Annotated in this window: 13 protein-coding genes, 1 pseudogene and 1 riboswitch; of the genes and pseudogenes, 6 read left to right on the top strand and 8 right to left on the bottom strand. The window is 48.6% G+C overall.

What is annotated here, in order from left to right; translation table 11 throughout:
* Positions 1-9 precede the first annotated feature (9 nt).
* The 4 genes from SOHN41_RS02760 to SOHN41_RS02745 form a co-directional block, all read right to left on the bottom strand.
* Positions 10-738, bottom strand: coding sequence for an HDOD domain-containing protein (locus tag SOHN41_RS02760; RefSeq protein WP_007645344.1), 729 nt, complete (start codon positions 736-738; stop codon positions 10-12).
* Positions 739-1026: 288 nt separating this feature from the next.
* Positions 1027-2985, bottom strand: coding sequence for a TonB-dependent receptor (locus SOHN41_RS02755; protein ID WP_037457928.1), 1959 nt, complete (start codon positions 2983-2985; stop codon positions 1027-1029).
* Between the two features lie 105 nt (positions 2986-3090).
* Positions 3091-3327, bottom strand: a riboswitch (cobalamin riboswitch).
* Positions 3328-3464: 137 nt separating this feature from the next.
* Entirely contained in the window at positions 3465-4133 is a 669-nt protein-coding gene (locus SOHN41_RS02750) for a hypothetical protein (RefSeq protein WP_007645339.1), read from the bottom strand.
* Between the two features lie 210 nt (positions 4134-4343).
* Positions 4344-5780: a hypothetical protein gene (locus SOHN41_RS02745; protein ID WP_007645337.1), complete on the bottom strand. Its 1437-nt coding sequence runs from the start codon at positions 5778-5780 to the stop codon at positions 4344-4346.
* Between the two features lie 394 nt (positions 5781-6174).
* Here SOHN41_RS02745 and rihA point away from each other — a divergent pair, with 394 nt between their 5' ends.
* The 3 genes from rihA to azu all read left to right on the top strand — a co-directional run bounded on the left by rihA (position 6175) and on the right by azu (position 8725).
* Positions 6175-7131 (top strand): pyrimidine-specific ribonucleoside hydrolase RihA, encoded by a 957-nt coding sequence (gene rihA, locus SOHN41_RS02740; protein ID WP_007645335.1) that lies wholly within the window; start codon positions 6175-6177, stop codon positions 7129-7131.
* A gap of 19 nt (positions 7132-7150) precedes the next feature.
* On the top strand, positions 7151-8095 hold the full coding sequence (gene rbsK, locus SOHN41_RS02735) for a ribokinase (protein ID WP_037458108.1): 945 nt from the start codon (positions 7151-7153) through the stop codon (positions 8093-8095).
* Positions 8096-8248: 153 nt separating this feature from the next.
* Complete coding sequence (azu, locus tag SOHN41_RS02730; RefSeq protein ID WP_007645333.1) at positions 8249-8725, top strand: azurin; 477 nt, start codon at positions 8249-8251, stop codon at positions 8723-8725.
* Positions 8726-8817: 92 nt separating this feature from the next.
* Here azu and SOHN41_RS02725 read toward each other — a convergent pair whose 3' ends face one another.
* Positions 8818-9123 carry a DUF3622 domain-containing protein gene (locus SOHN41_RS02725; RefSeq protein ID WP_007645332.1) on the bottom strand — a complete coding sequence of 102 codons (306 nt, stop codon included), beginning with the start codon at positions 9121-9123 and terminating at the stop codon, positions 8818-8820.
* Positions 9124-9505: 382 nt separating this feature from the next.
* On the opposite strand from SOHN41_RS02725, the gene SOHN41_RS02720 reads away from it, so the two are divergent.
* Positions 9506-10783: a glycerophosphodiester phosphodiesterase family protein gene (locus SOHN41_RS02720; protein ID WP_007645331.1), complete on the top strand. Its 1278-nt coding sequence runs from the start codon at positions 9506-9508 to the stop codon at positions 10781-10783.
* Between the two features lie 60 nt (positions 10784-10843).
* Here the strand turns inward: SOHN41_RS02720 and SOHN41_RS02715 are convergent, their stop codons facing one another.
* Together SOHN41_RS02715 and SOHN41_RS02710 are read right to left on the bottom strand one after the other, a co-directional pair.
* The gene (locus tag SOHN41_RS02715; protein WP_007645330.1) at positions 10844-11410 is read right to left on the bottom strand and encodes a phosphoribosyltransferase; all 567 of its coding nucleotides are present in this window, start codon (positions 11408-11410) and stop codon (positions 10844-10846) included.
* 289 nt (positions 11411-11699) lie between these two features.
* Complete coding sequence (locus SOHN41_RS02710; RefSeq protein WP_007645329.1) at positions 11700-13466, bottom strand: alkaline phosphatase D family protein; 1767 nt, start codon at positions 13464-13466, stop codon at positions 11700-11702.
* 281 nt (positions 13467-13747) lie between these two features.
* On the opposite strand from SOHN41_RS02710, the gene SOHN41_RS02705 reads away from it, so the two are divergent.
* Positions 13748-14173 (top strand): HPP family protein, encoded by a 426-nt coding sequence (locus SOHN41_RS02705; RefSeq protein WP_037458106.1) that lies wholly within the window; start codon positions 13748-13750, stop codon positions 14171-14173.
* Between the two features lie 62 nt (positions 14174-14235).
* Here the strand turns inward: SOHN41_RS02705 and SOHN41_RS02700 are convergent, their stop codons facing one another.
* A complete protein-coding gene (locus tag SOHN41_RS02700; protein ID WP_007645327.1) occupies positions 14236-15600 on the bottom strand; it encodes an MATE family efflux transporter in 1365 nt (454 codons plus the stop codon).
* 322 nt (positions 15601-15922) lie between these two features.
* Here SOHN41_RS02700 and SOHN41_RS02695 point away from each other — a divergent pair.
* Positions 15923-16838 (top strand): annotated as a pseudogene (locus tag SOHN41_RS02695) (alpha/beta hydrolase).
* Positions 16839-17010 lie beyond the last annotated feature (172 nt).

Genomic DNA, 17010 nt, shown 5'->3' with positions numbered 1-17010 from the left:
TAGCAGATCTTAGAGTGGATTAAGCAATAAGCCGCGCATTGACAATACACGGCGCAGAATTAACCCAGGAGAATTCGGATTACGGGTCTGGCGTAAATTATGGGCGATCATAAACTCTTGGCGTAGATCCTGATCGAGATCTAAGGCCTCAAAGGCTTCGATGGTTAAGGTTTGCTGCTGGTTATCAATCAAAGACTTAATCACGCTTAGCGGAAAAGACTCCTCCGAACTGGCATTCAGATAGGCAAAGGCCGTTAGCGCAATAATCTGGCCAAACACGCTAAACAACGCCAGAGTTTGCACTTCATCGGGATCGACATCCATACCTTTCATTTCGACTAGACTGTCAACCGCATCGGCAGCGATACTTTCGGTTAATTTCCAATAACCTTGCACTAGCTTCTTATAGGGTTGGGGTAATTCATCGAGGCGTTCTTTCAGATAGAAAGTAAAGGCATAGCGATAGATATTGACTTGGCCTAAACGGATCAAGGCATCTTTTAAGGAACGTGATTTAGGATTCACTACACCAGAGGCCTGCGCCGAATTACTACGCATTAACATATGCGCCGACAATGCGGGATCGCTCGAAATAATATCGATCACATTACGAATATCCCCTTCGGCAAGGATTGCCTTTTTCAGCGGAATAAGAATTCCTCGGCGACCAATCACTTGCTCTTCATTCGCTATGATGGCTCTCACTTGAGTAAAAACCTGTTGCTCAAGATCTGTCATAAGACACTTTACACCTGTTAATTAGCTATAAGATGATTCGAATACCGCTCACATCATACCCAAACTACAAAGAATTTCAGCCCTAAGTCACAGAATAATTGTGACAATCCTTTAGAGCGGGGAATTCACAGCACAAGCTGTGGCTTTCCCCTCATAAATATAGGGTTAAGTGACAAAGAATACACCCTGAATATTGATTTTTCTCTGTGGCAGGCGCCATAAATAACAAAGCCAGAACAAGTCTGGCTTTTAAGGAGAAATTTTAGTCTAAAAAATGAGACATGGGACTTAGAAACGATAGCCCACAGTAAAGCGAATATCACGGCCTCGGCCAGAGTAATAGCCATCATATGTTCCACCAGCATAATAGCCGGCACTGACATAATCCTTATCAAATAGGTTATCGATACGTAGGCTGGCAAGCCAAGCGTCACGGTTATAGTTAAGGGCTAAATTGCCGAGCACATAACTGGCAAGTTTATCGCCTTCATTGCCGTTATCGCCTTCGATAAAACGCTCACCCGTGTAAATCGCCTCGGCAAACACTTGGAAATGCTCGGCAAAATCCATACTGGCATAACCGCGCCCCGTGTGTTTTGCCACCCAAGACAGCGCTTTGCCATCATTGATACCGTCGGTAAATTCGGCATCGATATAGTTATATTCCAGCCCTAACTGCAGTGCTTGAGTCACCTGCCAATCCCAATCGGCACTCGCACCATAACGGCGTGAAGCATCGGCATTAACGTTAGCGCCTTGGAAATTTCCACCATCAGGCATTTCGGCGCTAGGATCGAAGACGATTTCATCTTCTAAATCGAGGCGGTATAAGCTGACGCGCAGGCTTTGGCTGGCAACAGTCCAGTCCCAACCCGCCTCATAGGAGCGGCCCGTCTGTGGCTTTAGGCCATACACATCTTTCGGGGTGTAGGCTTGTTCATCGACCTTAGCGAAACGGAAGTTTTCATCGCCACGCAGATAGAATCTTTGCTCGGCGCTAGGGCGGTAGTTCAGGCCTAACTCGAATGCGGTCGCGTCTTCATCTAAATCGATACCGTTAGGATAAACATTGCCATCGACTAACTCGTCGGTCACCCGCGCATAACGCCCTCCCACCACATAACTTAAGGTGTGGCTTAATGGCACTGTGGCTTGCAGGTAAGCACTTTGTGTTTCCTGCACGTTGCTGCGCGCCATAGAGTCAAATTCGGCCTTACCGCGGCTGAGATCTAAACCTGTGACTAGGTTTAACTCACCTTGACGGGTGCTGTAATTCGCTAACGCTTTAGGGCTAAACATTAACAGTGAGCGAGTGTTATGGCTCTGTCCCCAGTTCAATGATGAGACTAAGGTATCGCTGTAATCTAAATCCGCCGCCAAGGCCCAGTTTTGGTTAAGCTGATGCTGATAACCGCTGCGCGCCGCAGTCGTCATCTCATGGACATATTGATTGATATTGAAAGACTGGCGTGGGTCTTTGTTGAACAGATCTTTGGTCAACGCCCCAGGGTTTTCACGGTCATCATCGTAGTAGCTGGTTTCAACGAAGAAGGAGTCGGTGGCGGTTTTATATTGAATGCGGCCAAGAATAGAGCCGGTTTCATTGGCATTATGCTGGCGATAGTTGTCACCTTGGTTGTAACTCCCCGTCAGGAAATAGCGCCAATCCTTGTTGATCGCACCAGACACATCACCACGACCTTCGTAGGTATTAAAACTACCGCCGGATAATTGCACGCTGCCGCCGGTATTTTCAGGGGACTTAGTGACAATGTTAATCACCCCACCCACGGCTTGATCGCCGTAGAGCACGCCCGCACTGCCGGATAAAATCTCAATACGTTCAACAAGATTTAAGGGAATCGCATTCAGGCTAGGGGCGGCGATATCGATATTATTTAAACGGCGGCCATCGAGTAAAATCAGCGTGTTATTAACGGCAGTGCTAGCGCTAAAGCCACGCATCGCAAAACTAGTACCGATATTATTATCGGAAATTTGGATCCCGCTTTGACCGCGTAAAACCTCGGTCACACTGGTGGCGCCACTCATCTCAATGGCCGTAGCGTCAATCACATTCACATTGGCGGCAATATTTAACGGGGTTTTATCTGAGCGGCCGATCACGACCAGGTGTTCGTCGACTTTGGCTGTGCTGGTTTCATCGGCAGCAACGGCGGGCGCGATAACAGAAAAACTGCAAAGGCTGCCAATCAGCAGCGCGATTTTGGTTGGATGTGTTCCCATTTTACCTTTAACTCCAGAAGGAAAACGGGGCATTGGCGCCACGATACCGTTGCTCCAGTATAAATACGGACAGTACTATCGCATTTTGAGATCTGCCCACCGAAATCTCAAAAACACCTTTAGGGCCGGTCTCCGGACTTAGGCTATATTAATCCAATCAATATAAGGACTAACACGAAACTGACCTTTACACATTGAGCCGATAGGGTTCATCTTGAACACAGGTATCCAATGCGGCCGTTTCTCACCATTTACCGTTGCGGGGGCAGTGCCAGAATTTCACTGGCTTCCCGATTATCTCGCGGCCTTAAGCACGCAAGCACCTCAGAAGGTTGACTAAAAATCTGCTTCCGCTCTCCAATCAAGCTAGATCAGCATAGTTTGAGAGCGGTGTTGTTCAGCACCATTAGGCACTGAGCGGGCGCATTATAGACGTCTATACGGATGAAAGTCCATGACTCTCACACTAAGGACGTCAGCTACTTCAATGAAAAGGGCCCTAGGGCGGAGATAAAGTCTGCACTATTGGCCGCCTGCAGTGGTGGTTTATCCGCAGAAAAAACGTCGCCACGCATCGACTTATGCAGTAAGTACAGGTCTTTCTCACCATTAACAACGGTATAGTAGCCAATCTCTCCCTGGGGGTTCGAAGTGTAGGCCTCAGGATTAAACTGAGTCGCACCGTGGACATTGACCATGGCCGTACAACCTAAGATGGCATGGAATCCCTCGTGTCCGTCCACTTCGGTATTACCTAACTTTTGGTACACGACTTCCCCCTCACAGGAGGATTGATAGGTGGCGGCCATCGCATCTAAAAACTGTTCAGGATTAACACTCTGGGCCATATCCCGAAAGCCCTGCACACAAAACAGTGTACTCCACTGATTTAGCGCTTCCAGCTCCGGCACAAACTCCGCCATAAATACACCGGCACGCTCTTCGTAATGGGCTTGTTTCCAACCACTTGGGAGATTAAATCCTAGCTGCTGACCAAAGACAGGCAATACATGGTTATGGGGGGCATAACCCTCACCTCGAGGCATATCTGAGGTCGCTTGTACCGACTCAGACCCCATTAAACTACAGAGCAGCAATACACTTATGCCTTGAAGCACACCCACCCGAGCACCCAATGCTAATTTCATATTTATCATCCTTGTATCGCTAAATCTAAGCGAATTATGAAATTGAATAGAAAACATCCTGTATTCTAGCGAAGAATCTAGAAGGAAAATAGTTAAAAACACACGCCAAATACAACTTTAGCAGCAATAAGCTCCGCAGCACCCCCAATAACAGGGGAATATGCCACTTACCCGCGCGGTGACGGTAAATCCATCAAACTAAAATACTACTTAATCAAATGACCAATTGATTTTACGCTGCGGCCTTTCCTTGCTTAAAATGGCCTGACGTTGCTCCGGGGTTTCACATTGGGCAACAGGCGTAAAATCCAGCGGCTTAATCACCAAGGAATCGGCAGGTTGTACTAGCGACTCGTCGAACATCGCCTGATTCATCGACCAAGAGACCCATTCTCCCTTTTCACCGATCCCCACAAAACCATCATTTGCCTGCGCTAACCAAGTGAGGCGCGGGATACGTTCAATCAACTGCTCGACATTTTTCAGGTTTGCCCGGTAACCGACGGGCACGACTTTGCCATCGGGACGCGTGAACACGAAGGAGGCTGGACCTAAGGTAATTTTGCTGCCTTCCTGCCAATATTTATCAAGAATGGCTTGGGCATCATGGAACCCAAACATATAAGCGTAATCAGTATCATCGGCCACAATTTGCGGCACGGCCTTGTCGCGTAGTAACAAGAAACCAGGGCCAACGCTGATAATCTCCTTTACTCCTGTGATATCGGTTTTTTTAATCCAATCGACGCCACAGTTAATGCCATCCCCCCAGAAATGCGCGTCCCCCATTGGGCTTAGAATCGCGAAGGCGCAATTGTTTGCAGTGATACTCGCCACATCCTTAAGAGCACTGCGGATAGGATAGGCGTCACTGCGCCAACCCCAACTCACTACAGTGCCGTCCTTTTTCAAGGCGGCATAGGTGTTTTGAAAATATTCGATCTTCACAACATCCGTCAGTTGTGGGAGCAACTTTTTCATATTGGTCGAACTTTCAATCTGCCCCCAAACCACAGCGCTGCCCTCTTTTTTAAGGGCGACAAAACTGCGACCTCTAGCAAAGATATCGACCACATCCACCAATTGATCCTGCACATGTAAGCTATTGCCGCCGTAGGGGCCATAACCCCAAGTGTACACTTTACCCTTGGCATCTAGGGCGGCAATGGCCTCTTGGTTGGCAAATAACTTGGTAATATTGGTCATCCGGTTTTGTAGGGCTTTATCTAAGCTGAATTTCCCAGCATTACCCCAGTACACTACAGTGCCATCTTGGCGCAGCGCGACAAAACCGTCCTTAACCGGGACGATTTGCTTCACTTGCTTAAGTTGTTCTGTCACTTCACGGCTATCACCGCCAGCATAACTGTCGCCCCAGGTGATCACCTCAGCGGATTGTGTTAACGCCGCGAAGGCCGAACTGTTGGTAACCACAGTCTTGACGGCGGGTAAATCACAGGGAATATGCCGATATTGCGGACTCGGTTTTTCCTTAAATTGGATCAGTTTGCCATTATCAAACTGCAATAAGGATTCCTTATCATTTTCGAATACGGTTAAGGGTTTAGGCTGACTACAAGCCGTTAATTGCAGGGCGAACAAGGCCGCCACTAATGCCAAAGGTCGAGGTATAGAATAAGACTGCATAACTTATTTCCCTGTCGTTGCTGAATATGTTGCGCCACTTTGCCTGATAAGGACTCGAGGATCGGCTTAAGTTTGTGCTGAAAACCATATCTTAAGGTAGCTTGGGTATGTAAACGGGGAACACAGTACTTCGAGCCTCCCTAAGACACGCGCTGGCGTGCTAGGGTCTAACTTACTGCGATGAATCAACACGCCAGAACTTCCTTATCATTCCATGATTTTAAAGTATTAGATGTCTATCTTAGTAACCACTTAAGCGTGACTATTGTAACAGCCTATTGATAAAAATCGGAAAAAGCTCACACTTTGCCCCCCAGAACCAAGTGTAGGCTAGCAGCCGATAGCCAGCGTGCTATTCTAAGCCTCCATTTCAGCTGTTTACAGGAGTAACAGTATGAGTCGCCCGATTATTTTAGATTGCGATCCCGGCCATGACGATGCCATTGCACTCATCTTAGCCCTCGCCCATCCAGAGCTGAACCCGCTTGCCGTGACCACCAGCGCCGGTAACCAAACGCCGGATAAAACCCTCAATAATGCCCTGCGGATCTTAACCCTGTTAAATCGCGGTGATATTCCTGTCGCAGGCGGCGCGGTTAAACCACTCGCGCGGGAGCTGATGATTGCCGATAACGTTCACGGTGAAACGGGGCTCGATGGTCCTGCGCTGCCACAACCCAGTTTTGCGCCACAAACACTCAATGCCGTCGAGCTGATGGCCGAGAAAATTCGCCAAAGTGATAAGCCAGTGACGCTTGTACCAACGGGGCCACTGACCAATATTGCGCTGCTGCTGGCAAGCCACCCTGAATTACATGTCAAAATCGAACGTATCGTCCTGATGGGTGGCGCCGCAGGTGTCGGCAATTGGACGCCTGCCGCCGAGTTTAATATTTTTGTCGACCCCGAAGCCGCCGATATTGTCTTTAAATCTGGGATCCCCATTACCATGTGCGGCCTCGATGTCACCCATCAGGCACAAATTATGGATGAAGATATCGAACGTATTCGCGCCATTTCTAACCCTATCGCTAAGTGTGTCGCCGAGTTGCTGGATTTCTTTATGATTTACCACAGGGATCCTAAATGGGGCTTTGTTGGCGCGCCATTGCACGACCCCTGCACTATCGCCTGGCTGCTTAAACCCGAATTATTTGACGCCCAAGACTGCTGGGTTGGGATCGAGACCCAAAGCGAGTTAACGCTTGGGATGACTGTGGTCGATCGCTATCAACTCACGGACAAGCCCGCCAATGCGACCGTCCTGTTTGGACTCAACAGGCAAGGCTTTGTCGATTTACTGGTGGACAGCTTAAATGTCTATGATGCAACTTATCTCAATCGCAGATGAAAACGACAGTGAGTCCTCTATGAGTCAGATACTCGTTATCGGCAGTGCTAATGCCGACCATGTGATGAAATTTGAATACCTTCCTGCGCCGGGACAAACCCTGATGAGCCGCGAGTATCGACTAGAACACGGCGGCAAAGGTGCCAATCAAGCCGTGGCCTGTGCACGTTTAAGCCATCCCCATTCACAAATCGATTTTATCTGCCACTTAGGCCAAGACAGTGTCGGTAATGAAATGTGCGCAAGCTGGCTCAAGGATGGGATTAGAATCGATGGGATCTCCCAAATCGCCAATATGAACACGGGCACGGCGATGATTTTTGTCGCCGATAATGGGGAAAACTCCATCGGGATCGCCGCTGGCGCCAATGCAAACCTCACGCCCATTGAGCTAGACAAACATTACGCGCTGTTTGCCAATGCCCAATTCATGCTGATCCAACTCGAAACGCCGATGGAGACGGTGAGCCACGCGTTGCAAACCGCCAAACGTCTTGGCATAACGACAGTGCTCAATCCCGCGCCCGTCGTCAGTTCGGAACTGGATTACCTCAAATGGGTGGACATTATTACCCCGAATGAAACCGAGGCCGAAGCGCTGACGGGCATTGAGGTCAATAACGAAGAAGATGCCAAACTCGCCGCCCAGCTGCTACATCAACAGGGCGTGACGACTGTGGTGATTACCTTAGGCAGCAAAGGTGCATTTATCAGCAGTGCGGGCTTTACCGGATTAATCCCAGCCCTTGCAGTGCGAGCCATAGACACAGTCGCCGCGGGCGACACCTTCAATGGTGCACTGGTTGTTGGCTTAAGTGAAGGCATGTCGATTGCCGCCGCGGTGGGTTTTGCCAATACCGCCTCAGCGATTACCGTCACCCGCGAAGGCGCCCAGCGCGCCATTCCCTATAGGCAGGAACTGTCAACTCTAGCACCTAGCAAGATTTCGCCGCTAACGATGTAGCAATCAATAACGATGCAGCTTTCAACCTAAAGTTGCATATACATAATTTACATACCGAATTCATTCCCATTTAATAAAGATTCTCTATGCTGGCAGGCGCACGGTCGAGCCAAAATGGCTCGGCTACCCTTGTTCAAAATAAGGAAGTATCAGATGAAAGCGAAAAGCACCACTTTCCGTAATATGACTAGCGCTAGCCTACTCGGCCTAGGATTATTCGTCGCCAGCCAGGCGAGTGCTAACGAATGTGAACTCAAGATTGCTGCAACAGACGCGATGCAATTTGACACTAAAGAGCTGTCTGTTCCTGCAACGTGTAAAGAAGTGACACTCACGCTAACGCACGCCGGTACCCTGCCAAAAGCGGCCATGGGCCACAACTGGGTACTAACTAAAGCCGCTGATATGTCTGCCGTTGCCACCGATGGTATGAGTGCGGGTGCCGATGCAGCCTATGTAAAAGCCGATGACAGTCGCGTTATCGCTCACACTGCTTTAGTGGGTGGTGGCGAATCGACCTCAGTGACTTTTAGCACTGCGGGCATGAGCGCGACGGAAGCTTATCAATTTTTCTGCAGTTTCCCTGGCCATTGGGCAATTATGCAGGGCAGCTTTAAGCTAAAAGCCTAATGGAATTACTCGAGTAGATATTCCGTTTGAAGACTGAAAACAAAAAACCTCCAATGGAGGTTTTTTGTTTGATAAACAGTAACAGCTCACGACTATTCTTCGTCGAAATCGTCTTCGTCATCAAAATCATCGGCATCGGTTGCCGCTTCAGCCGCTAATGCAGCCGCCAATTTTGCCTTAGCCTGTTTTTCTGAGCGACGCTTATTGCGCTCGGCTAATGTACCTAAAAACACTTGTAACTCGGCCTGACCCCAAGCTTGCGCCTCGGCTTCGGTTGCAAAGCCATCATGACTTTTAGACACAACCGTTTTAGTTGAAGTCATGCGACGGGTTATTTCAGTTTTCCAACCGTTGTCGCCCTGTGCCACGCGAAAATCGTATTTTTTGCCCTTGCTCATTCTGCTCTATTTCCTAAATGATGCTTGTCACGTTTGTCTTATCAAGCGAACCAAACGCTCATCATAAAACAAAAGGAGCGCAGTTTACTTGATTTCGGCGAAGAAAGATCGTTCGAGTGAAAATATTCATGCTCGCTTAGGGGAGTAGATCCTCCAGCGCCATTTACCGTGGCCTAAAGCCGCTTTATCACATCCGCCAAACACTTCGCCACCTATGTCAGTTTATCTCAATATGGCGCGATAGCTAATGTCAAAAATAATCGTCTCGTTGACGGTATATATTCTTGTTTATGTCATAAAAATAGGCTCATTCAGTCACATTAACACTTTAGAGTTTTTGATGAATATTAGTAAGTTATACCATTACTTAAAGGTAAATCTGATGAGACTACGCCCTACTTCGTCGTACCCACTCGGCCTGTTAATCGCTTTGAGCGCTTTATTAGCCGGTTGTAATAGTGACGATAACAACACAGAAGCAACCCCACCCGCAGCCATACCCGTTCCTGCACAAGTCGGTGAGAGACCTCTATTTCTCGTGCGCCAAATGCAAGACAGCACACTTAAAACCCGCTTGGAACAATGCAGCAGCGACCATTTTTACCGCAGCGAGTTTGCTATCGGCCACCGTGGCGCACCAATGCAATTTCCTGAGCATACGAAGGAATCTTACCAGGCGGCCATTGACTCGGGCGCGGGTATACTCGAGTGCGATGTGACCTTTACCGCCGATAAAGCCTTAGTTTGCCGCCACTCCCAGTGCGATCTTGCCAGCACGACCAACATTTTAGCCGTACCAGAACTGGCCAATAAATGCTCGGCCCCCTTCACTCCTGCCGATCCGGCCAATGGCGTCAATGCTTCGGCGACCTGCTGCACTAGCGATATCACCTTGGCCGAATTTAAAACCTTGAGGGGCAAGATGGAGGGAGAAAATCCTAAGGCGACAACCGTTGAGGAATTTATGAATGCGACGCCTAGGTGGCGCACCGACCTCTATGCGGGTAACGGAACCTTGATGACCCATGCCGAAAGCATTGAAATGTTTAAAAAAGCTGGCGTGAAGATGACACCAGAACTAAAGGCCGCAAGCGTGTCTATGCCCTTCGATGGCTTTACGCAGCAGGATTACGCCCAAAAAATGTTGGATGAATATACCGCGGCGGGCGTCGATGCTTCGCAAGTATTCCCCCAGTCATTTATCCTAGAGGACATCAAATACTGGGTGGCCAACGCGCCTGAATTTGCTAAACAGGCGGTATATCTCGATGATAGATACGATTATAACAGCGGTTTTGATCCACAAAACTCGGCCACTTGGTCGCCATCAATGGCGGATTTAAAGGCCCAAGGCGTGGAAATTATTGCGCCGCCACTCTGGGTATTAGTCACCTTAGATGCGGATAAGAAAATTATCCCTTCGGAATATGCTAAGGCAGCCAAAGCTGCGGGGCTAAAAATCATCACTTGGTCGCTGGAGCGTTCGGGATTATTGAAAAATGGCGGCGGTTGGTACTATCAAAGCATCACAGATGCCATAGATAACGAAGGCGATACCTATGAATTGCTCGATGTGTTAGCTAAGGATGTGGGTGTGATTGGGGTGTTCTCCGACTGGCCAGCGACGGTCACTTACTATGCAAACTGCATGGATCTATAGGCCATAAAAGCAAAAAAGCGTTAGCGGAATACCGTTAACGCTTTTTTAAGTCATTTATTTTTACTTAAAAAGATGCTGAATATTTTTTAAATCGCCCTTACCTTCGGCAATTTCTTCAGGGGTTAAGCCCGTCACTTCGTGTGGGAACACTAACCAGTCTTCAGAGGCATGGATATAGTAATCTGGCTTTAAAGGCACTGCGGTATTTTTAGGCTTGTAGTAAGGGCAAGCGATACGAATATCCTGTGGCATATTTAAGCGCATCAGTTGGCTTAATTTTTCCTTTAATGCGTGGATACTACGACCAGAATCAAACACATCATCCACAATCAGCAGCGCATCGCTGGCATTGGCATTTTCAACAATGTAGTGCAAACCATGCACTTTGATTTCTTTGTTTTGTTTGTCGGTGCCGATACCGTAGTAGGAAGAAGTGCGCACAGAAATATGGTCGGTTTCGACTTGTTTAAAATCGAAAAATTCTTGAACTGCGATCCCGATTGGAGCGCCGCCACGCCAAATTCCGACGATAAACTGTGGACGAAAACCACTCTCGTACACTTGCGAAGCTAATAGAAATGAATCTTCCAGCAGTTGCTGTGCGGTAACAAAATACTTTTCTGACATGACACCGTCCCCATCGTGATAATTATTTTTAGGTGACTAAAGCGAATGCTTTTACCTAGTAGATCTGTTCGGCGTCCAAAACACGAGAACAGCATTCTCTTCACAAGAGTCCTAGCAAGTGTAGGCAACCGCCGAATTTTGGGAGCGAATTTTATACCAAAAAAAACCACAGTGCTGCAGTAATAGTAACAACTTGCGGGGTAGCAGCCGATTATTTTGCATTTTAAGGACAAAATGAACAAAAAAGGCCACCCTAAGGTGGCCAAGAAGGAGCAATGCAAAGTATGGACTAGACGATAGCAGTAATTTTATGCTCGCCAGCTTTGGTCTTGGCGCTATAACTACGGGCGGTGACGGCTTGGAAATCCTTAGACAAAATGGTGTCCACATAATGCCAATCGCTGCGCACCTCCTCCGTGGTGAAAGTGAGCGTCATAAAACCGCGATCCTTAAGGTTGGCATACTTAAGATCGGCGACTAACTCCACAATCGCCGCTTCTGTCGCTGGAATTTGCTCCGCCGGCAGGTTTAAGTAATATTCGAGCCCAGGAGAAGAGACTGAACTGGTCGCAAACTCAACCCCGACAGTGTCACCATTGACATCATTGAGTTCATTTGCCCAGGCATTATGGGTATCGCCAGCGATCACCACTAGATTGTGATTTTTCGATTTGGCCGTGCCTAAAATCACCTCACGCTCATAGGCGTAACCATCCCAAGCATCTAAATTGTATGGAATTGAAGGTAATTGCAGTAGGGCAATGACCTCGGGCGTTAACAGGGCTTGATTGGCTTGCAGATATTGCAGCTCTTGGGCGGTAAGAGTGGGATCTCCCGCCGCCGCACGCGCGGCTAACTTAGCTAATGCCCCTAACATGGCAAATTGAGGAATGCTCAGTTGCTGGGTCGCAATCGCCGCTGGCAAGGACATCTTACCCATTAAGATCTGTTGCCCTAAAACCTGCCATTTACCCGTTGCCTGTAACAGAGTGCCCTGCAGCCATAATAGCTGAGTCAAACCAAGCAAGGTACGCGAGGTCGAAGTCACATCGGCAAGGAAACGCTCGCCATCGAATGCCCCTGTGGTGGCATCCATATAATCGGCATAATCGAGCTGTTTATCACGGGCCAATACGCGGGTATCGAGCATATGCAAGTCAACCAGATTACCGTAACTGAAGCTGCGGTAAATCTCTTCATGGTTACCTTCGCGCCATGGGCGAATAGGTAGCCACTCGAAGTATGCCTGCAGTGCCGCTTCTTTACGGACGGTGAAATCCCCTTCACCTTCATTATGGTTCTCGGCGCCATCGTGCCAGGTATCGTTGGCCACTTCGTGGTCATCCCATACGGTAATAAAGGGCACTTTGGCGTGTAACTTTTGCAGACTCGCATCACCATGGTACTGGCCATAACGGGTGCGGTAGTCACTCAAAGTCAGTAACTCATTGGCGGGTAAGACTTCACGGCCAAGCTCTGCGGCGTGTTCACTGGCATAACCGCCGCGGGCATATTCATAGATATAATCCCCAAGATGCACCACAGCATCTAAGTCATCCTGCGCCGCCGCTAACTCGTAGACGTTAAAATAACCGGCAGGGAAATTAGCACAGGACATCACGGCCAACTTCACAGAACTCACATCCCCCTCAGGTAGCGTGCGGGTTTTACCCACTTCGGAGGTTTTACCGCCCGTCATAAAGCGGTAGAAGTAGTTTTGCCCCGCGCGTAAACCTCGGGCATCAATCTTGACCGTATAATCACGGTTCGCGTTAGTGACCATCTCCCCAGTGGTCACTAATTGGGCAAAGACCGCATCCGTTGCCACTTGCCAACTCACTTTCACATCACCCTCGGATTCAGGCGTAACACGAGTCCAGAGGATCACCGCATCGGGGGCAGGATCGCCACTGGCCACCCCATGTAAAAACTGCGCTGGTACAGATTTATCATCATCACTGTCACTACAGCCCATTAGGCCGTAGGAGATCACTGCAACACCAACACCTTTGGCCGACATAGCCAAAAAATCACGACGAGTCACGGTACGATTCATTATTATTATTCCCTTGTTAGATTTCGCTTCACTGGTATGAGGTCTAATGAGACCCAGATTGTGAGACATCACTGTTACACATTTGTGACATCTTTGTCAGCCTTTTATGATTTCTTTTAATTCAAAAACTTATACTGGACATCGTACTTTATTTATCCAGAGCTGGCACAGTGGAAGCGGAAACTGCTACCATCGAAAAGGTGAAGGGTGAGTCAAATAGTTCTGCCCATATTACGGCAATCTAGCCAGCAAATGAGCGATGCAAGAAAGGAATTTATATGATGAAAGTCAGCGATATTATGAGCCCGAGCGTAATTTGCATTAGCGATGGTGCCAGCTTGAAAGATGCCCATCATCTTATGCAAACCCGCGGCGTGCGCCACTTACCTGTGATATCCGAAATTGATGGCACTCTGGTTGGCGTACTCACCCATAAAAAAATGATCGCCAGCGTCTTGTCTATGCTGAACAAATACGGCCAAGGGGCGCTCGACCGCAAGGAACGCTACACCCCCATTGCCACGGTAATGGACAAAGAGTTTCAACACTTAACCGCCGATGAGCCTTTGACTGCCGTGGTGGAATATTTTATTGAAAACAAACTCGGTTGTTTGCCCGTCGTCGATGCCGATAAAAAAGTGCTTGGTATCGTCACCTCATCGGACTTTATTAAGCTGTGCCGTACCCTGTTGCAGCAGCAAGCCTAAACTTCTCAAGCAAAAAACGCAGCGACTAACTAGATAGTGGCTGCGCTTGCGCTTCACACTTATCACTGCACTTCCGCCGCGGGTGGAATTCGGGTAAAGCGTTGCCAGCGGAGTGATCGCCAGCGGTGCACCATGATCAGACCCCGAATCCACTCATCGGCGGCGACCGCAAGCCAAGCGGCGAGCACCCCGTAGCCTAAGTGCAGGCCAAATAACCAAGCAAATAAGACCCCTATGCCCCACATGCTGAAGAGACCAACCCGCACGGGGAATGCCACATCACCCGCACCTTTTAAGGCCGAGATAATCACCAGATTAAACACCCGCCCCGTTTCGAGGGCGATAGAACCCGCCAGCAATAATGCCGTTAGCTGGATGACATCCTCATTTTCACTCAGCCAACCGACGATAGTGAATCGCTGCCAATAGAAGACTAATACGATGACGAGTGAGGCGACAAAGCCCACTAGGCAGTAACGCTGCACTCGAGTGGTGATTTCCTCAAACCATTGTTTGCCAACATAGTATCCGGTCTGAATTTGTGTCGCCTGCCCGAGTGCCACCGCAAAACAATAGATAAAACGACTGATGTTCAACCCATAGGTGTAGGCCGTGAGCGATAGGGTACCCATCTGGCTAATAAAATAGATGATGGTCATCTGCGCCATATTGTAGGACAGCATTTCGCCAGCATTGAGCAGGCCAATACGCATCACGCTCCAATAGGTACTGTGGGGTAATAGCTTAAGTCGCAGCATCGGCAGTGGGATCTTTTTACTGCGGATCACCACCAGCATAATCAAGGCACCGATAATTTGGCTGGTCACAGTGGAAATCGCCACGCCTGTTACCCCATAAACGGGTATGCCAAAGGGAGAAAACAGGGCGATATAGTTACCAATAACATTCAGCAAGCCAGTGCTAGAGGTGACTAACATGGCCGAGCGGGTAAAACCATAGCTACGCAAAATGGCGGCAAAGGCAATGTTCATCACTAAACCTATGCTCAAGCTGCCACAAATGACTAAATAATCGTAGGCAAAGCCCGCCACATGGGGCTCGAGGGCAAATAAATGGATAATGCCCCTAGCGCCAAAAAACATCGATAGACCCATTAGCAGGGCAAGGGCCAGACTCAGGACGACACTCGCCACCCCAACATCGGTTGCCTGTTGTACTTTGCCGGCACCATTGTTCTGGCTGATCAAAATGCTGGCACCCGTACTCACCATCATGGACATCACCATCATAAAGAACATCAGTTGAGTGGTGAGCCCCACCGCCGCAACCGCATTATCGGAATAATGGCTGAGCATAAAAATATCGCTGATCCCAAGTAAGGATTGCAGCAAAGTTTCGACAAAAATCGGCCAAGTGAGGGCCACAATGCCCATGCGTTGCTGTAATGTTTTAGGAACTTTTGCCACGAAAAATCCTACCTTAGGGAAGAGGGTCACGACGCCGCTAGCCATCGTTCTAATCGAGTATTTTGTTACCTTTAGCGATTTAGCTCAATCAGCAAATATTTATTGCAACCGTATTCATTGCGACTACACGCATTGATAGGACCCACTTGGCACTGCCATTCACTGAGTCCCAAGCCGTCTAACAGACGGCTCCGATGGCATTATGGTACCCAATAAACATTTTCTAACCGAGGCGCTATCCATTTTATCCTATGCTAGCTACACTCCGGCTACTACGCTATATAGCCTAGTTTGGCTGTACTAATTGATCCTAGGGGGAAAAATGGCCCAACTCTATTTAGAAGACGGTATCAAACAGTTGGTCAGCGAGTTTATCGCTGCAGGGTGCCCATCGGTGCGGGAACAGACCATAGAAGAACGGCGCCAAGGATATATCAATAGCACAATATTAGCTGGTGAGATTGAAGAGGTGTTTGAAGTTCAACCGGTTTCAATCGATGGCGTAGAATTGACCCTCTTCAAACCCTCGGCGGCAAAGGATTTACCCGTGGTGATTTACTACCATGGCGGCTGTTTTGTCAGTGGGGGTTGAGACCCACAATCAACAACTGCGTAAACTCGCCAATGATGCGGGCGCATTAGTGATTGCTGCTCACTATCGCCTCGCACCAGAACATGTGTACCCTGCCGCCCATGATGACGCCTTCCATGCCGCCAATGTAGTGCATCAACATTGCCACCTATGGGGTGGCAATAACGCCAATATCACCCTGATGGGTGACAGTGCGGGGGGACATTTAGCCCTAGTCACTTGCCTGCGTTTAAAAGCAAAGGGACAATGGTTGCCGCAAAAACAAGTGCTTATCTATCCAATGCTGGATGCGACCGCCAAGAGCCAGAGCTATAGCGACAATGGCGAAAAATTCATAATCACCCGCGATACTTTGCTCACAGGGTTCGATATGTACCTCGATTGGCACCCCAGAACCGATGTCGAAGCCAGTCCACTGCGTAGCGATGATCTAGCGGGCTTGCCCGAAACCCATATCATTACGGCGGAATTTGATCCGCTCGTCGATGAAGGTGAGCAGCTGTTTCGCAATCTGTTAGATGCCGGCGTAAATGCCCACTGCCGCCGTTATCTTGGGGTGATCCATGGTTTCTTCCAACTCTCGGGAGTGAGCCGCTCCGCTCGGGATGCCATGGTACAAGTAGCCAATATTGTAAAAACACCCTAGCGCTATCTTTGATGGTTAACGTATGAGTAAAAAAGGCTTTCTATCCAGATAGAAAGCCTTTTTTAATGCCTTTGACCCGTCCTAAATAGCGTTGACACTTTTCAATCTTTATTTGGAGAGTGTAATGAAATCAACAACCAAACGAACTCAACGGGATTATTCCCTCGCTTTT

It is taken from the genome of Shewanella sp. HN-41, from assembly GCF_000217915.1.
Classification (GTDB): Bacteria; Pseudomonadota; Gammaproteobacteria; order Enterobacterales; family Shewanellaceae; genus Shewanella.
This window is presented reverse-complemented; position numbering and strand designations above follow the sequence as displayed.

Excerpts from the sequence above, each read along its gene's own strand:
- SOHN41_RS02760 (WP_007645344.1), bottom strand. The coding sequence starts at position 738 with ATGACAGATCTTGAGCAACAGGTTTTTACTCAAGTGAGAGCCATCATA.
- SOHN41_RS02755 (WP_037457928.1), bottom strand. The coding sequence starts at position 2,985 with ATGGGAACACATCCAACCAAAATCGCGCTGCTGATTGGCAGCCTTTGC.
- SOHN41_RS02750 (WP_007645339.1), bottom strand. The coding sequence starts at position 4,133 with ATGAAATTAGCATTGGGTGCTCGGGTGGGTGTGCTTCAAGGCATAAGT.
- SOHN41_RS02745 (WP_007645337.1), bottom strand. The coding sequence starts at position 5,780 with ATGCAGTCTTATTCTATACCTCGACCTTTGGCATTAGTGGCGGCCTTG.
- rihA (WP_007645335.1), top strand. The coding sequence starts at position 6,175 with ATGAGTCGCCCGATTATTTTAGATTGCGATCCCGGCCATGACGATGCC.
- rbsK (WP_037458108.1), top strand. The coding sequence starts at position 7,151 with ATGAGTCAGATACTCGTTATCGGCAGTGCTAATGCCGACCATGTGATG.
- azu (WP_007645333.1), top strand. The coding sequence starts at position 8,249 with ATGAAAGCGAAAAGCACCACTTTCCGTAATATGACTAGCGCTAGCCTA.
- SOHN41_RS02725 (WP_007645332.1), bottom strand. The coding sequence starts at position 9,123 with ATGAGCAAGGGCAAAAAATACGATTTTCGCGTGGCACAGGGCGACAAC.
- SOHN41_RS02720 (WP_007645331.1), top strand. The coding sequence starts at position 9,506 with ATGAGACTACGCCCTACTTCGTCGTACCCACTCGGCCTGTTAATCGCT.
- SOHN41_RS02715 (WP_007645330.1), bottom strand. The coding sequence starts at position 11,410 with ATGTCAGAAAAGTATTTTGTTACCGCACAGCAACTGCTGGAAGATTCA.
- SOHN41_RS02710 (WP_007645329.1), bottom strand. The coding sequence starts at position 13,466 with ATGAATCGTACCGTGACTCGTCGTGATTTTTTGGCTATGTCGGCCAAA.
- SOHN41_RS02705 (WP_037458106.1), top strand. The coding sequence starts at position 13,748 with ATGAAAGTCAGCGATATTATGAGCCCGAGCGTAATTTGCATTAGCGAT.